Below are 15,629 nucleotides of genomic sequence, written 5' to 3' on the forward strand. Positions count from 1 at the left end.
CCGTCGGCCGATCGGCCGACCCCGCGCGGAAACGGTTTGAAGGAAGTTCATGGCTCCGGCCGGAGCGCGGGGCGACGCCTTGGCGTCCTGGCCTAATAGGCCCAGTTGAAGGCGAGGCCGACCGTCCTCGGGCGCAGGGGGGTCACCTGCTGGACGCTGCGCATGCTGAACGGGTTGCCGAAGGCGAAGGTGTCGGCGGCGGTGTTCGCCGGATTGTCGACGAAGAAGGTCAGGCGCATGCGCGGGCTTTCGAGGCCCATGGACAGCCGGCCGGTGAGATAGCCCCCCATCCGCGCCGACGAGGCCTGCTCGAAGGTCAGGTGCGAGGGGCCGACATAGGCGGCCTTGGCGCCGGCGACCACGGCCAGCGACCCGGTCAGGGGGCGTCGATAGTCGACGGCGGCGCTGGCGGAGACCCGCGGCACGCCCGGAAGCCCGACGTCGTCCGCCGTGGCGGCGGTCTCGTCGCGATGGGTCAGTTCGGGGTTGTTCAGCAGCATGGCGCCGCGCAGGGTCCAGCGATCGCCCAGCCGCCAGTCGCCCTCGGCCTCGAGGCCGGAGACGACGCCGTCGCCGACATTGGCCGTATAGGGCAGGCCGGACGGCAGGTACTGGTCGCTCTGGATATTGTACCAGGTGGCGTAATAGGCCGCGGTGCGCAGGCGGATGCGGCCCCCGTTCAGGACCAGCTTGGCCCCGACCTCGAAGCTCCACAGCTCGTCGGGGCTGTAGCGTCGATCGGGCTGCGGGCCCGCGCCCGTCTCCGGGAAGACCTGGCCCGCCGGGCCGCTGGTGTTGAAGCCGCCGATCCGGTGTCCCTCCGCCGCCTGTCCATAGACGATCAGGCGATCGGAGGCCTGGAAGCTGACCACCGCCTTGGGCGCGAGATTGTCGACGTCGAAGCGTCCGTCGAACCCGCGATCGGGCGCGAGGGCCGTGGCCACGGTCGAGGCCACCCGCCGCGACGCCTGCACCGCCCGCAGGCCGCCGGTGACGCTGAGGCGCGAGGTCAGGGCGTAGGTCGCTTCACCATAGACGGCGATCTCGCCGATCTCGTCGGTGCGCACCTCGCGATAGGCGGCGGCGCCCGCGCCGGGCGGCGACCGCAGGTCCGCGGTCAGGGTCTCCTCGCCGGTCGAGAAGAACAGGCCGGCCAGCCATTGCAGACGCCCCGGCCGCGTCGAGGACAGCGTCGCCTCGGTGACGAACAGCTCCATCTTGTCGTTTTCGTCATAGGCGGCCGCGCCGGCCGCGCCGGGCAGGAAGGCGGCCAGGGCCAGGGTGGCGTCGTACCGCGAGGTCAGGCTGTGATTGACCTGCGAGGCCGAGATCTTCAGGCGGCCCCAGGCGGTCTGGCCCTCGAGGGTGGCGAAGCCGTGGTTGAAGTCGTTGTCGTGCGGCTCGCGCACGCTGTTGTCCCGCTGATACCGGCTCAGCCCGCCCTGTGCGTACTGGGTGTCGGCCGAGCTGATCCCCTGATAGGCGAGGCCGAGGCTGAGGGTCCAGTTCGGGGTCGCGGCGTAGCGCAGCGCCATGCGGCCGCCGGCCCGCGAGGTGCGGTTGACGTTCTTGAGACCGAGCCCCGCGTCGTCGATGTAGCCGCCCTGGATCTCGCTGTAGCCGACGGCCCGCACGGCCAGCCGGCCGCGGACGATGGGAATGTTGAGCATCCAGTCGACGGCGTGGCTGGGGCTTCCGGACTGGGTGAGCTGGCCCTGGGCGCCGATCGCCGCGGCCCAGCCGTCGAGATCCGGCTTGCGGGTGACCATGTGGATCACCCCGCCGATGGAGCCGGCCCCGTAGAGCGTGCCCTGAGGCCCGCGCAGGACCTCGATGCGATCCATGTCCACCAGGCGCAGGTCGGGGTCGGGTGCGTTGTAGGTGATCGGCACGTCGTCGAGATAGAGGCCGACGGTCGACTGCGTGCGGCCGGTGAAGGCGCCGTCCGACAGGCCGCGGATCAGGATCTTGTCGCGACCGGACCCCAGGTTGGTCAGGGTGATCCCGGCCAGCTGCGAGGCGAGGTCCGACAGGTCGGCCGCCCCCTGGCGCTCGAGGTCGCGCCGGCTGAGCGAGCTCAGGGCGTAGGGCGATCTGTCGATCAGCACCTCGCGCTTGGTGGCGGTGACGACCAATTCGTCCACCGGCGGCCCGGCGGCGTCCGGCCGTGGCGGCGGCGCGGGCGCGGGGCGGTCATGGCGCGGCTGCACGCGGAAGGTCCTGGCGTCGATGACCACGAAGGTGCAGCGGCCGCCGGCCAACAGCTGCGCCAACGCCGCCTCGGGCGTGAACCGGCCGCGAACCGCCCGGCTGCGGCCGCCGCAGCCGCCGGCGGCGCCGGTGTCGATGGAGACGGCGGCCTGGACCGCGAAATCGATCAGCGCCTCGCCGGTCGGCTTGGCGGGAATGTCGAAGGCGCGCGGCGGCGCGGCGGCGTGGGCCAGGGCGGGAGAACAGACGGCGACGCCGGCCAGCAGCGCCGCGCTCAGCGATCTCGGCAAGGCGTCACGGCGCCGTCGATCGTTCGCGGAGCACGATCTCGCCAGGCCGACGCTCGGCGGACACCGGGAGGAACGCCTCCAGCCGTCGGACAACCGCATCCTCCCCGTCGACCATCAGCACGCCCGAAAACTTCAGCGCCGTCACCGATCCTTCCACGCGGATAGGAGTGGCGAAATAGCGGTTCAGGTCCTCGACGATCAGGCCCAGGCTTTGGCCCTGATAGATCAACCGCCGCTCGCGCCAGGCGAAGGCTATATCGGGATCGACGGTGCGCACAACCGAAACGCCGCCGCCGTCGCGGCTCAGCTGCTGGCCGGCGGCGAGGCGGACGGGCTGGGCCGCGCCGTCGTCGGCCGGGCCGACCTCGACCACGCCGCGCCGGACGGTGACGACGAAGCGGCCGCCGTGGTTGAGGACGTCGAACTCGGTTCCCACCACCCGGATCGTCCGGTCGCCGGCGGCGATCAGGAACGGCCGTCCAGGGTCCTTGGCGACGTCGAACGCCGCCTCGGCGTCGCCCATGGTCACCCGACGGGCGTCGCGGTCGAGGCGGACCTGGATGCGCGAGCCGCTGTTGAGGCGGACCTTGCTGCCGTCGGCCAGCGCGACCAGCTGCATCTCGCCCTTGGCGGTGGCGTAGTCCACGGCCGCGCCCGTCGGTTGCTGGGCCGGGACGACGAAGACCGCCACGGCGATCCCGGCGGCGAGGGCGCCCGCCGTCGCTAGGATCGGCCAGAGGGGCCGCGAGCGCCGGGCGCGGGGCCGCAACGGCGTCGCCGGCGGCGGCGCGAGCCGCGCGCGGACATCGACGGCCTGTTCGTCGAGCTCGATCCACAGCGCCTCGACGGATTCATAGGCCGGCTGGTGCAAGGGATCGGCTTCCAGCCATTGGTGGAACGCCCGCCAGTCGGCCTCGTTCGCCTCGTCGGCCTGCAGGCGCGCGAACCAGTCGGCGGCGGCTTCCCGCGCCGCCCGCATCCCTTCGATGTCCCTCTCGCCGTTCATGATTCAGCCCGGACCTTCGCGCCGATCGGAAATCTCCGCTTGAATGACGCCGCCGCGACGACAGCGTCCGCGCAGGAATTTCGGGGGTGAGGCATTTCTGTCACGCTCATTCGCCCAGGCTCTGCACGAGATGCTTGAGGGCGGCGCTGACGTGCTTCTCGACGGCGCTGCGCGAGATCCTCAATGCGGCGGCGGTTTCGGCGTGGCTGAGCCCCTCGAACTTGTGCAGGCGGAAGGCGGCCCTGACCTGCGGCGGCAAGGCCTGGAGGGCGTCGACGATCTGTTCCAGGCGCTGCTTCGCCGCCGCCGCGTCGTCGGCGCGGGGCAGGCGGGCGACGTCCTGGCCGGCGACCACGTCGACCTCGTGCCGGCGCCAGTCGCTGTCGCGGGCGAGCGCGCGGCGGCCGGCCCGCAGATTGTCGAGCATCAGGTTGGAGCCGAGGCGGTAGAGATAGGCGCCGGGATTGCGCACCGGCGCGTCCGGCGACGTGGCGGCGACCTTGAGGAAGATGTCCTGGACAAGGTCCTCGGCCGCCGCCGTCGAGCCGAGACGGGTCGTGAAGAACCGCGTCAGTTCGTCGCGCTTCTCCAGATAGGCCCTCATCAGCGGCGTAGGCGCAGTGTCGTCCAAGGCTACCGTTCCCGGCGGTTCCGCGCGGCTGAGCGAGGCGAATCCGCGTTTCGGACCTGATCTACGACATTCCTCACGCCAGCGGCAGTCGAGCGCGGCGCGGCGCGCGTTTGAGGGGCCGCGCGGCCGGCGGCGTCATGCAAGCGGGACGCCGGGAAGGCGGTTGCGCCGCCAGGGAGCCATCGTTGATCGAAGCCAGTTTTCCGGCCGTTCTGGAGCCGCCTCGCTTCGCCGAGGCGCGCGCCGCGCTCCGGCCCTGCGAGCTGACCGTGGTGGTGCCGACCTTCAACGAGGGCCGCAACGTCGAGCGCCTCGTGGAGAAGTTGAAGGCCTGCCTCGGCGACACCGCGTGGCAGGCGATCTTCGTGGACGACGATTCCCCCGACGGGACCTCGGACATCGTCAAGCGGCTCGCCGCCGGAGACAACCGCATCCAGTGTCTGCGCCGAATCCGGCGCCGGGGCCTGGCCGGGGCGGTGATCGAGGGCGCGATGGCCAGCGCCGCGCCCTATGTGGCGGTGATCGACGGCGACCTCCAGCACGACGAGACCCTGCTGCCGGCCATGCTCGACGCGCTGCGCGAGGGCCGCGCCGATCTGGTGATCGGCAGCCGGTACCTGGACGGCGCCGGTCCCGTCGACGGCCTGCCCCCTCTGCGCCGGCTGGGCAGTCAGGCCGCGTCCTGGTTCGGCCGGCTGGCCCTGACCGCCCCCGTCACCGATCCGGTCAGCGGCTTCTTCATGATCCGCCGCACGGCGATCGAGGCGGTGGCGCCCAGGCTGTCGCCCGACGGGTTCAAGATCTTGTTCGACATCATCGCCTCGCAGCCGTCGCCGCTGCGCATCGTCGAGCTGCCCTACGGCTTTCGCGAGCGCGCCGACGGGGCCAGCAAGATGGATGGGAGGGTGGCGCTCGACTATCTCGGGCTGGTCCTGGCCAAGCGGACCCACGATCTGATCTCCCCGCGCATGCTGGTGTTCGGGCTGGTCGGCGCCAGCGGCCTGGTCGTCCATCTCGCCGTGCTGCACGGGCTGTTCGACGCCGGGCTCGGCTTCGCCTGGGCGCAATTGGCGGCGGCTCTGACCGCGATGACCTCGAACTACCTGATCAACAACGCCATCACCTATCGCGACCGCTGCAAGAAGGGCGCGGCCCTGATCCTCGGCTACCTTAAATTCTGCGCCCTGTGCTCGGTCGGTCTGGCCGCCAACGTCGCCGTCGCGGCCATGCTGCACGAGCATGTGCCCGTCTGGTGGCTGGCCGGAGCGAGCGGCGCGGCGGTCGGCTCCCTGTGGAACTATGTCAGCACTTCCGTCGCGGTTTGGTGAGGTCGCCGGCCGGGCGACGCCGGCCTCCTGGCGTCTGACGGCGCTGCTCGGCGCGGCGGTCGTGCTGCGGCTGGCGGCCGCCTGGGCGATCCCGCTGACCGAGGACGAGGCCTATTACCGCCTGTGGGCGGGGCACCTCCAGGCGGGCTATTACGACCATCCGCCGATGATCGCCTGGTGGATCCGGGTCGGGACGCTGGTCGCCGGCGACGGCCCCCTCGGCGTTCGCCTGCTGCCGGCCCTGGCCAGCGTCGCGGTCACCGCCGTCGTCTACGACCTCGCCCGGCGCCTGGGCGGCGAGCGGGCGACCGCCGAGCGGGCGGCGGTCTGGTACAACGCCGCCCTGTTGATCGGCGTCGGCGGCCAGATGGCGACGCCGGACGCGCCGGCCACCCTGTTCTGGGCGATCACCCTGGCCTGTCTCGTCCGCGTCGGCGAGCGGCCCGCGTGGTGGGGCGCGGCCGGGCTCGCCGCCGGACTGGCCTGCCTGTCGAAATATTCCGCCCTGTTCCTGGGGCCCGGCGTTCTGTTGTGGCTGGCCTCGAGCGGGCAGGGGCGACGGTGGCTGGCGCGGCCCTGGCCCTGGATCGCGGCGGCGGTCGCGGGCGCGGTGTTCGCCGTGAACGTCGTCTGGAACGCCGAGCACGGCTGGCTGTCCTTCGCCAAGCAGTTCGGCCGCGTCGCGCCCGAAGGTTTCGCCCCCGCGCATCTGTTGGAGTTTTTGAGCGTCCAGTTCGTCCTGCTCAATCCGCTGTTGGCGATCTACGCCGCGCCGGGGTTGCTCAAGGCCTGGCGCGAACGCGAGGCGGCGCAGCCGAACCTCTTCCTGGTTGTGGCGACCGGCGCGCCGTTCGCCGCCTATCTGCTGCTGCACGCCCTGCACGACCGGGTTCAGGCCCATTGGCCGGCGCCGCTCTATCCCGGTCTCGCACTTTGCGCGGCCTTCGCGGCGGCCGCCCGCGAGCCGGGGAGGCGCGAACGGGCGCTGCGGATCGGCGGCGCGGCGGCCGGACTGGTCCTGGCGGCCCTGGCGGCGGCGCATATGGCCTGGCCGGCGACCGATGTGTTCGGCCCGGGCGATCCGGCCTTGGCGATGCGGGACTGGCCAGGGTTCGCGAGCCGGCTGGCGGGCGTCGCCGACCGGCGTGACGCGGCCTGGATCGGCACCGTCAGCTACGGCCTCGCGGCCCAGCTCGACGACCAGCCCGCCACGGGGCGGCCGGTCGCGCAGCTGGCCGAGCGCGCGCGTTACGGCCCGACCGACCGGTCGTGGCGGGCCGACCTCTCCAGGCCGGGCCTGGTGGTCGATCTGAGCCGCCGCCTCGACGCCTCCGATCTCGCCGAATGTTTCGGAAGCATCCGGCCGCTGGGCCGTCTCCAGCGCGGACCGGAGGGCGCCAGGAACGGCGACTACGCCGTATTCCTCGTCTCGCGTCCGCTCAAGGACGTGCTGGATCAGGGTTGCTGGACGTCGAAACGCAAGGACGCCGGCTGACCGCGGCCGCGCCATGGCGCATTACGTATCCGTAATGTTTCCGCAGCCATCCGCGAAGGCGGAGGGCGATAGGGTCGACGGATCGGGATGGCCTGGGCGCGATGAAGATTCTGCTGATCGAAGACGACGCCGACACCTCGGCCTATGTCCGCCGCGGGCTGCGCGAGGCGGGGCATGTCGTCGAGGTCGCCGCGACGGCCGACGACGGCGCCTTCCTGGCCTCCCAGGGCAGCCACGACGTGATGATCGTCGACCGCATGATCCCCGGGGGCGACGGCCTGACGCTGGTCAAGACCTTGCGCGGCGGCGGAACGACCACGCCGGTGCTGTTCCTCACCGCCCTCGACGGGGTCAATGATCGGGTCGAGGGTCTGGAGGCCGGCGCCGACGACTATCTGGTCAAGCCCTTCGCCTTCAGCGAGCTGCTGGCGCGCGTCAACGCCCTGGGCCGTCGGCCGCCGCTCAGCCGTCCCCGGGGCACGGTGGCCGTCGCCGACCTCGAGATGGACGTGGCCCGCCGGACGGTGACGCGCGGCGGCCGCCGCATCGACCTGACGCCGCAGGAGTTCCGCCTGCTGGAGTACATGCTCGGCCACGCCGGCCAGGTGGTCACCCGCTCCATGCTGCTGGAGAAGGTCTGGGATTTCCATTTCGACCCGCAGACCAACATCGTCGACGCCCATGTCAGCCGCCTGAGGGCCAAGATCGATCGCGGCTTCGCGACCGAACTGATCCGCACGGTCCGCGGCTCCGGATACATCATCGATGTCGCCCGTTAGGTTGTTCCGCACCGCGACGGTCCGGCTGGCGGTCGGCTTCTCCGTGGTCTTCGCGACCGGCGGGCTGGTGCTGCTGATCGCGTTCTCCTGGATGGTCTCGACCTTCGTCCAGCATACGGCCGCGGACGCCCTGCGCACCGAAATGGCCGTGCTGCAGGCCGAGGCGGCCCGGCCGAACGGCGACAGCCTGGCGCGCCAGATCCGCGAGCGCGAGCAGACCCCCGCCGTCGACGCCTTCCTCTACCGCATGGAGGACGTCTCGGGCCGCCTGGTCGAGGGCGACGCCCGGCTGGCGGGACTGAGGCCCGGACCCGGAACGGTTGATCTGGTCGAGGGCGGCCTCCACGGCGCCCATGGGCGCGAGCACGAGCGCGAGACCGTCAAGATCAGGACCCTCGGCGAGCGGCTGCCCGACGGCGGCCTCTTGATCATCGGCCACAACGACCGGGCCGCCGAGGAGGTCCGCGAATGGATGTGGAAGGCCGCGCTGTGGGGCGGCGTCGGCGTGGTGCTCCTGGCGCTGGCCGGCGGCGCCGTGGCTGGCTGGGTCTTCCTTCAGCGTCTGGAGCGGTTGAATGCCGCCGCCGCCCGCATCATGGACGGCCGCCTGGACGAGCGCATGCCGCAGGTGGGCCTGGGCGACGAGTTCGACCGGCTGTCGGTCAACCTCAACGCCATGCTCGACCGCATCCAGGCCCTGATGGAGGGCTTCCGGCAGGTGTCGAGCGACGTCGCCCACGACCTGCGCACGCCGTTGGCGCGCCTGCGGCAGAAATTGGAGCAGGCCCGCCAGACGGCGACCTCGACGACCGACTACGAGGCCGCCGTGGATGCGGCCATGGCCGAGATGGACCAGCTGCTGGCCACCTTCGGCGCCGTGCTGCGGATCAGCCAGATCGAGGCTGGCGACGGCCGCGATCATTTCGGCGACGTCGACCTGTCGGCCGTCCTGGAGCGCCTGCGCCAGGCCTACGAGCCGGCGGCCGAGGACAGCGGCCGCGCTCTGCTCGGCGAGATCGCGCCGGGGCTCGTCGTCAGGGGCGATGGCGACCTGCTGGTCCAGGCCTTCGCCAATCTGGTCGAGAACGCGCTGAAGCATGCGCCGCCTGGCTCAAAGGTGACCGTCGGCCTGCGCCGGGGCGAGGACGGGGCGGCGACGGCCTTCGTCGCCGACGACGGTCCGGGCGTTCCAGAGGAAGAGCGCGAGCGGGTGGTGCGGCGCTTCTACCGGCTCGACCGCAGCCGCAGCACGCCGGGGGCCGGGCTGGGGCTGTCGCTGGTGGCGGCGGTCGCCGGCCTGCATGGCTTGGCCTGGCGCCTGACCGACAACCATCCCGGACTTCGGGTCGAACTGGTCTTTTCTGTGATTGGAGATGCGGCGCGTGGCTGAACACCGACGGCGAATCCCGCGGCCGGGCCGCGCGGCGATCTTGGGCGGCCTTTGCCTGACCGCGCTGGCCGGCTGCGTGCATTACGCGCCGAAGCCGATCGACCACGCCGCCTTTCCGACCGCGCTGGAGGCCCGCAAGCTGACGCCTCCGGCCGAGGGGGCCTGGACGCAGGCCGACCTGGTTCAGGCCGCCCTGGCCGGATCACCCCAGGTGACCGAGGCCGCCGCCAGCTACCGGCTGGCCCAGGCGACGGCGCGCAAGGCCCGCGTCGGCCCGCCGATGACCATGTCGCTGACCGTTCAGTATGCGTACGATTCCGGTCCGGTCTCGCCCTGGCTCTATGGCTTCACCAGCGACATCCCGCTCGATGTCGGGGCGCGGCGCTCCAGCCGGTTGACCACCGCCGACCTCGTCGCACTGCAGGCGTTCTACGACTACGCCGAGGCGATCTGGACGACGCGGACCGGTCTGCGGCGCGCCGTCGTCGAACGGATGTCGGCCGACCGCGAGGCGGCGCTGCTCGAACGCCTCGTCGAACTGCGCCGGGGCAGGGCGGCGCGGCTCGTCGACCGGGTGACGACCGGCGAGGACGCGCGGCCGGCCGGGCTCGCCGCCGAGGCCGATCTCGCCGCCGCCGAGCGCCGGCTGGACGAGGCCCACGCCCGGCGGACGGCGGCCGACATCGCGCTGGCCAAGGCGCTGGGCGTCACGCCGGCCGTGGCCGCGAGCCAGGCCCTGAAGCTTGTGGAGGCGGCCCCGCCGTCGGGCCCGGCGCTGGCCGAGGCGCGTCGTGGCGCGGTGCTCGGCCGCTGGGACGTGCTGCGGGCGATCGCCGACTACGACCAGGCCGAGGCCGCCCTGCGGCTGGAGGTGGCCCGGCAGTATCCGGAAGTCCACCTGGGGCCGGCCTACAACTGGGACCAGGGCGTGACCAAGCTGCCCTTCAACCTCAACCTGATCCTGCCGCCGTCCGACCTCAACCGTTCGGCGATCGCCGAGGCCGAGGCGCGTCGCGCCCAGGCCGGGCGCAAGCTTGAGACCGCGCAGGCGACCGTGCTGAACGGCGTCGACGCCGCCGTCGCCGGGCTCAAGGCGGCGACGGCGGCCAGCCGTCGCGCCGAGACCCAGGACCTGCCGGTCGCCCGGCGAACGGCGGCCTCCGCCGCCAGGGCGGTCAAGGCCGGGGAACTGGACGGTGTCGACCTGCTGGCGGCCCAGGCCGCCGAGGTGGAGGCCGAGCTGACGGCGCTGGGCTATGCGCGCGGCGTCATGACGGCCGAGATCGATCTTGAAGACGCGTTGCGACGTCCGGCGGACGACCGCGAGGCGGCGGCGTTGCGCGCCGCTCTGCAACAGACAGGAGCTCAATCATGATCCCCGCGCCGCGATATCGCGCGCTGCTCGCCGCGCTCGCCTGCATGACGGCCGGCGCCGCGGCGGCGGCCGAGCCGTCCGCCCTCGAGCTCGACGCGGCCGCCCAGCACCGCCTGGGCGTGGCGGTCAGTCCGTTAGCCGCGGCGACGCGCAGCGCCAGGGCCGACGGCTTGGCCCGCGTGCTGGACGCCGGTCCCCTGGCCGTGCTGGACGCCGACATCGCCGCCGCGTCCGCCGCCGCGAGCGCCTCCAGGGCCGAGGCCGACCGGACCCGCGCCCTGCACGCGGCCGACGCCGCCATGTCCGCCAAGGCCATGGAGGCCGCCGCCCAGGCCCGCGCCGACGCCGCCAAGCTGACCCTGCTGCGTCGTCGCCTGGACCTGGAGTGGGGGCCGGCGATCGGCCGCCTGTCCGACGCCCGGCGCGGCGCCCTGATCGGCGACCTCGCGGCCGGTCGCGCCGCCCTGGTGCGCATCGACAGCGCCCGGGGCGAGGGGCAGGGCGCGTCAGGTCCGGTCGAGATCGACCTCGGCCCGCTCGGGCGGGCGACGGCCGTGGTGCTGGGACCGGCCCGCGCCGCCGAGGCCCGGCTGCAGTCTCCCGGCGTGATCGGCAAGGTGACCGGTCCGCAGGCCTCCCGGCTGGCGGCCGGCCTGACCGCGCCAGCCCGCCTGTCGGGCGGCAAGGCCGCCGGCGGCGTGATGTTGCCGCGCGGCGCGCTGCTGCGGGCGGAAGGAACGGTCTTCGTCTATGTCCGCACCGCGCCGACGCGGTTCGAACGCCGCGTGGTCGAGGGCGGGACGCCCGATCCCGCCGGACTGTTCGTGACCTCCGGCTTTCGGCCCGGCGAGGCGGTCGCCGTCTCCGGCGGCGCGGCCCTGCTGACCGCCGAACACAAGGCGGCCGACAAGGCCGCCGAGAAGGGCGCGGACTGATGCTCAGCGCCGTCGTCCGCTGGTCGCTGCAGCGACCCCGTCTCATCGCCGTCGCGGCCGTGCTGCTGGCGGCCTACGGCGCGCTGGTGCTGCATCGCGCCAAGTTCGACGTCTTCCCGGATTTCGTGCCCGCCCAGGTCGAGGTCCAGACCGAAGCGCCCGGCCTCGCCGCCGAGCAGGTGGAGCAACTGGTCACCCGGCCAGTCGAGCAGGCGGTCAACGGCGCCTCCGGCGTGGCGGCCGTCCGCTCGCAGTCCATGCAAGGGCTGTCCGTGGTGTCGGTGACCTTCGCCGACGGCGCCGACCCCTACCGGGCCCGGCAGATCGTCTCGGAAAGCCTCGGCGAGGCGGCGAGCGGCCTGCCGGCCGGCGTCAAGTCGCCCAAGGTCGCGCCGCTGACCTCGTCGACCATGGACCTGCTGAAGATCGGGTTCACCAGCGACAAGCTGAGCCCGGCCCAGTTGCGCGACCTGGTGCAGTGGACGATCCGGCCGCGCCTGATGTCGACGCCGGGCGTGGCGCGGGCCACCGTCTACGGCGGCGAGGTGCGGCGCATCGAGGCCCGGGTCCGCCCGGCCGATCTCGCCGCCCACGATCTCAGCCTCGCCGACGTGGCCGCGGCGGTGCGGCGTTCGACGGGCGTCAGCGGCGGCGGCTTCATCGACACGCCGCAGCAACGGGTGCTGATCGAGCCGCGCGGCCAGGCGGTCACCGCCGCCGACGTCGCCGCCGGCCTGATCCCCGGGGCCGCCGGGCCGCCGGTCCGCATCGGCGACGTCGCCGACGTCGCCGAGGGACCGTCGCCGGACGTGGGCGGGGCCCTGATCATGGGCAAGCCCGGCGTGCTGATCAGCTTGTCCAGCCAGTACGGGGCCAACACCCTGGCCGCCACCCGCGCCGTCGAGGCCGCCCTGGCCGAGCTCAAGCCCGCCCTGGACGCCCAGGGCGTCAAGATGGACGCCAATCTTCATCGGCCGGCGAACTTCATCGAGTCCGCCCTTGGCGGCATCGGCGAGGACCTCGTCGTCGGCATGGCGTTCATCGCCCTGGTGCTGTTCCTGTTCATGCGCGACCTGCGCACCGTGCTGGTGTCCTTCGTCAGCATTCCCCTGTCGCTGCTGACGGCGGTGATCGTCCTCGACGCCATGGGCTGGACCATCAACACCATGACCCTGGGCGGTCTGGCGGTGGCGTTGGGCGTGGTGGTCGACGACGCCGTCATCGACGTCGAGAACATCGTCCGCCGCCTGCGGGCGTCGGCCGGCGGCGGGCTCGACCCCGCCGAGGTGGTTCTGGCCGCCGCCGTCGAGGTGCGCGCGCCGGTGATCTACGCCACCTTCGTGGTGGCCCTGACCCTGGCGCCGGTGCTGTTGCTGCATGGCCTGCAAGGCGCCTTCTTCGCGCCGATGGCCGCGTCGTTCATCGTCGCCACCCTGGCGTCGCTGGCGGTGGCGATCATGGTCACGCCGCCGCTGACCCTGCTGCTCCTGCGCAACACCCGCGTGCACGCCGAACCGGCCTTCATCGTTCGCGCCAAGACTTGGCACGAGGGCCTGCTGCGCCGCATCTGCGGACGGCCGTTGATCGCGGTCGGCGCCGGCGTCGCGGCCTTGGCCGTGGCGGCCGGCGGACTGGCGCTGTTCAAGTCCGAACTGCTACCGTCGTTCCGCGAAGGGCATTTCGTCCTGGGCGTTTCGGCCGAACCCGGCTCGTCGCTGGCGGTGATGCGCCAGTACGGCCAGAACATCAGCCGCGACCTGCTGGCCATTCCCGGCGTCCAGAGCGTCGAGCAGCAGGTCGGCCGCGCCGAGGGCGGCGAGGACAATTTCGGCACCGAGCGCAGCGAGTTCCATGTCGAACTGGCCCCCGGCCTGTCGGGCGCCCGCCAGGACGAGATCCAGAAGCAGATCCACGAGGTCCTCGACAGTTATCCGGGACTGGAGGCCGAGGTGCTGACCTTCCTCGGCGACCGCATCGGCGAGTCGATCTCCGGCGAGACCGCCTCCCTGGCGATCAGCATCTTCGGCGACGACCTCGACGCGCTCGACCGCGCCGCCAAGGATGTCGCTGGCGTGCTGGGCTCGGTTCCGGGCGCGGTGGGCGTCAAGCTCCAGACCCCGCCCCAGACCCCCGTGGTCCGCGTCGATCTCGACTTCTCGCGACTGGCCTATTTCGGCCTGTCGTCGGCCGACGTGCTGGAGGCGATCCGGGCGGCCTATCAGGGCGAGGCGGCGGCGCAGATCTACAGCCAGAGCCGCACGCTCGACATCGCCGTGACCACCGCCCCCGAGCTTCGGCAGGACCCCGAGGCGGTCGGCGACCTGCTGATCCGCGGCGCCAACGGCGCGACCACGCCGCTTCGCCAGGTGGCCAAGGTCTATCTGACCGACGGCCGCACGGTCATCTCCCATGACGGGGGACGCCGGCGCCAGGTGGTCACCGCCAATCCGCCGCCGGGCGAGGCTGCGCGCGTGGCCAAGCTGGCGCGGGCCGCCATCGCCGAAAAGGTCAAGCTGCCCCCGGGCGTCTATCTCGAATACGCCGGGGCGGCCGAGGGCATGAAGGCCGCGCAGCAGGAGTTGACGTTCAACGTGCTCCTGGCCGCGGGGGGCATCGTCGCCCTGTTGCTGATCGCCTTCGGCGGCGGCCGCGCCGTGGCCCTGATCCTCGGGTCGGCGCCGTTCGCCATGGTCGGCGGGGTGGTGGCGGTGGCGGTCAGCGGCGCCAGCCTGTCGCTGGGATCGCTGGTCGGGTTCGTCACCCTGTTCGGCGTGGCGGCGCGCAACGCCATCCTGCTGGTCTCGCACGTCGAACATCTGGTCGAGGTCGAGGGCTGCGACTGGTCGTTGGAGACGGTGCTGCGGGCGACCCGCGAGCGGGTGACGCCGATCCTGATGACCGCCCTGGTCACGGCCCTCGGCCTCGCGCCGCTGGCGGTGCAGACAGGCCAGGCCGGGCGGGAGATCCAGGGGCCGATGGCCGTGGTCATCCTGGGCGGACTGCTGACTTCGACGGCGATGAGCCTGCTGCTCGCGCCGGCGCTGATCTGGCGCTTCTGGCGACCCAAGCCGCCGAAGCGACAGGCGACGGGCGGCGTGCTGGCCGTGCCCGCCGGTTCCTGAACTTCGACCCCCCAAAGACAAGATCGCAAAAGGAGAGGCTCCATGCGGAATGGTTTGATCTGGACGATGGCGAGCGCGCTGGCCCTGGCCGCCGCGGCGAGCGCGCAGGCGGCGCCCGCCGCCAAGCCCGCCGGCAAGCACAGGGTGCTGGCGCGCATCGCAGGCCCGGACGGCGGCTGGGACTATGCTGCGGTCGACGCCGTCAACGGCCGGGTGCTGGTCAGCCGCGGCGACGGCGTCACGGCCGTCGACCTGAAGACCGGCGCGGTGACCCCCAAGCTGGTTTCCGGCTCGCGGGTCCACACCAGCCTGCCGGTGAACGATGGCGCCGAGATCATGCTGACCAACGGCGCGACCAACGAGGTGGCGTTCGTGAACGCCAAGACCGGCGCGCCGGCGGCGACGGTGGCGGTCGGCAAGAACCCGGACGCGGCGGCCGTGGACGCCAAGTCGGGCCTCGTCCTGGTCATGAACCACACCGGCGGCGACATCACCCTGATCGATCCCAAGGCTCACAAGGCGGTGGGCGTCATCCCCGTCGGCGGCAAGCTCGAAGCGGCGGCGACGGACGGCGAGGGCAGGGCCTATGTCAACGTCGAGGACAAGGGCGAGGTCGCGGTCGTCGACATCGCCAAGCGCGCCGTGGTGGCCCGCTATAAGCCGGCCGGCTGCGAAGGCCCGACCGGGATCGTCTACGTCCCCGCCGGCGGGCGGCTGATCACGGCCTGCGACGGCGCGGCGGTCGTGCTGTCGGCCAAGACCGGCCGCGTGCTGCAGACGGTGAAGACCGGCGGCGGCGTCGACAGCCTGGCCTATGACAAGGCGCGCGGCCTGGTCTTCGCTCCAGCCGGCGACGACGGCTCGCTGACGATCATGGCGATCGGCCCCAAGGTGACCGTGGCTGAGACCGTGGCGACGCAGAAGAGCGCGCGGACCATCGCCCTGGACGAACAGAGCGGCCGCGTCTACCTGCCCGCCGCCGAGCATCTGCCGGCGGCCGGCGGCGAGCGGCCCCAGGTCAAGCCGGGCAGCTTCGTGGTCCTGGTGGTCGGCCGCTGATGGAGATC

The 15,629-nt window shown here is 72.5% G+C and carries 11 protein-coding genes; 8 read left to right on the forward strand and 3 right to left on the reverse strand.

Features of this window, described 5'->3' with window-relative positions; genetic code table 11:
* Positions 1-92: 92 nt before the first annotated feature.
* From C5708_RS01390 to C5708_RS01400, 3 genes are all read right to left on the reverse strand, one after another.
* The gene (locus C5708_RS01390; protein WP_242917042.1) at positions 93-2,501 is read right to left on the reverse strand and encodes a TonB-dependent receptor; all 2,409 of its coding nucleotides are present in this window, start codon (positions 2,499-2,501) and stop codon (positions 93-95) included.
* A gap of 4 nt (positions 2,502-2,505) precedes the next feature.
* Complete coding sequence (locus tag C5708_RS01395) at positions 2,506-3,507, reverse strand: FecR domain-containing protein (RefSeq protein ID WP_242917043.1); 1,002 nt, start codon at positions 3,505-3,507, stop codon at positions 2,506-2,508.
* 106 nt (positions 3,508-3,613) lie between these two features.
* Entirely contained in the window at positions 3,614-4,138 is a 525-nt protein-coding gene (locus tag C5708_RS01400) for a sigma-70 family RNA polymerase sigma factor (RefSeq protein ID WP_242917045.1), read from the reverse strand.
* A gap of 185 nt (positions 4,139-4,323) precedes the next feature.
* Between C5708_RS01400 and C5708_RS01405 the strand changes: the two genes are divergently transcribed.
* The 8 genes from C5708_RS01405 to C5708_RS01440 all read left to right on the forward strand — a co-directional run bounded on the left by C5708_RS01405 (position 4,324) and on the right by C5708_RS01440 (position 15,621).
* Positions 4,324-5,466 carry a glycosyltransferase family 2 protein gene (locus C5708_RS01405; protein WP_242917047.1) on the forward strand — a complete coding sequence of 381 codons (1,143 nt, stop codon included), beginning with the start codon at positions 4,324-4,326 and terminating at the stop codon, positions 5,464-5,466.
* Complete coding sequence (locus tag C5708_RS01410) at positions 5,438-6,961, forward strand: glycosyltransferase family 39 protein (protein WP_242917049.1); 1,524 nt, start codon at positions 5,438-5,440, stop codon at positions 6,959-6,961. Before C5708_RS01405 ends, C5708_RS01410 begins: the two co-directional genes overlap by 29 nt.
* A 101-nt stretch (positions 6,962-7,062) precedes the next feature.
* Positions 7,063-7,740, forward strand: a complete 678-nt coding sequence (locus tag C5708_RS01415) for a response regulator transcription factor (RefSeq protein WP_242917051.1) — start codon at positions 7,063-7,065, stop codon at positions 7,738-7,740.
* Positions 7,727-9,130, forward strand: coding sequence for an ATP-binding protein (locus C5708_RS01420; protein ID WP_242917053.1), 1,404 nt, complete (start codon positions 7,727-7,729; stop codon positions 9,128-9,130). The genes C5708_RS01415 and C5708_RS01420 overlap by 14 nt, the downstream gene beginning before the upstream one ends.
* On the forward strand, positions 9,123-10,505 hold the full coding sequence (locus tag C5708_RS01425; protein WP_242917054.1) for a TolC family protein: 1,383 nt from the start codon (positions 9,123-9,125) through the stop codon (positions 10,503-10,505). The genes C5708_RS01420 and C5708_RS01425 overlap by 8 nt, the downstream gene beginning before the upstream one ends.
* Complete coding sequence (locus tag C5708_RS01430; protein ID WP_242917056.1) at positions 10,502-11,440, forward strand: hypothetical protein; 939 nt, start codon at positions 10,502-10,504, stop codon at positions 11,438-11,440. Before C5708_RS01425 ends, C5708_RS01430 begins: the two co-directional genes overlap by 4 nt.
* The gene (locus C5708_RS01435; RefSeq protein WP_242917058.1) at positions 11,440-14,562 is read left to right on the forward strand and encodes an efflux RND transporter permease subunit; all 3,123 of its coding nucleotides are present in this window, start codon (positions 11,440-11,442) and stop codon (positions 14,560-14,562) included. The genes C5708_RS01430 and C5708_RS01435 overlap by 1 nt, the downstream gene beginning before the upstream one ends.
* Positions 14,563-14,604: 42 nt before the next feature.
* Complete coding sequence (locus C5708_RS01440; protein WP_242917060.1) at positions 14,605-15,621, forward strand: YncE family protein; 1,017 nt, start codon at positions 14,605-14,607, stop codon at positions 15,619-15,621.
* Positions 15,622-15,629: the final 8 nt, after the last annotated feature.

Source organism: Caulobacter sp. CCUG 60055 (genome assembly GCF_022750545.1).
Classification (GTDB): Bacteria; Pseudomonadota; Alphaproteobacteria; order Caulobacterales; family Caulobacteraceae; genus PUIC01.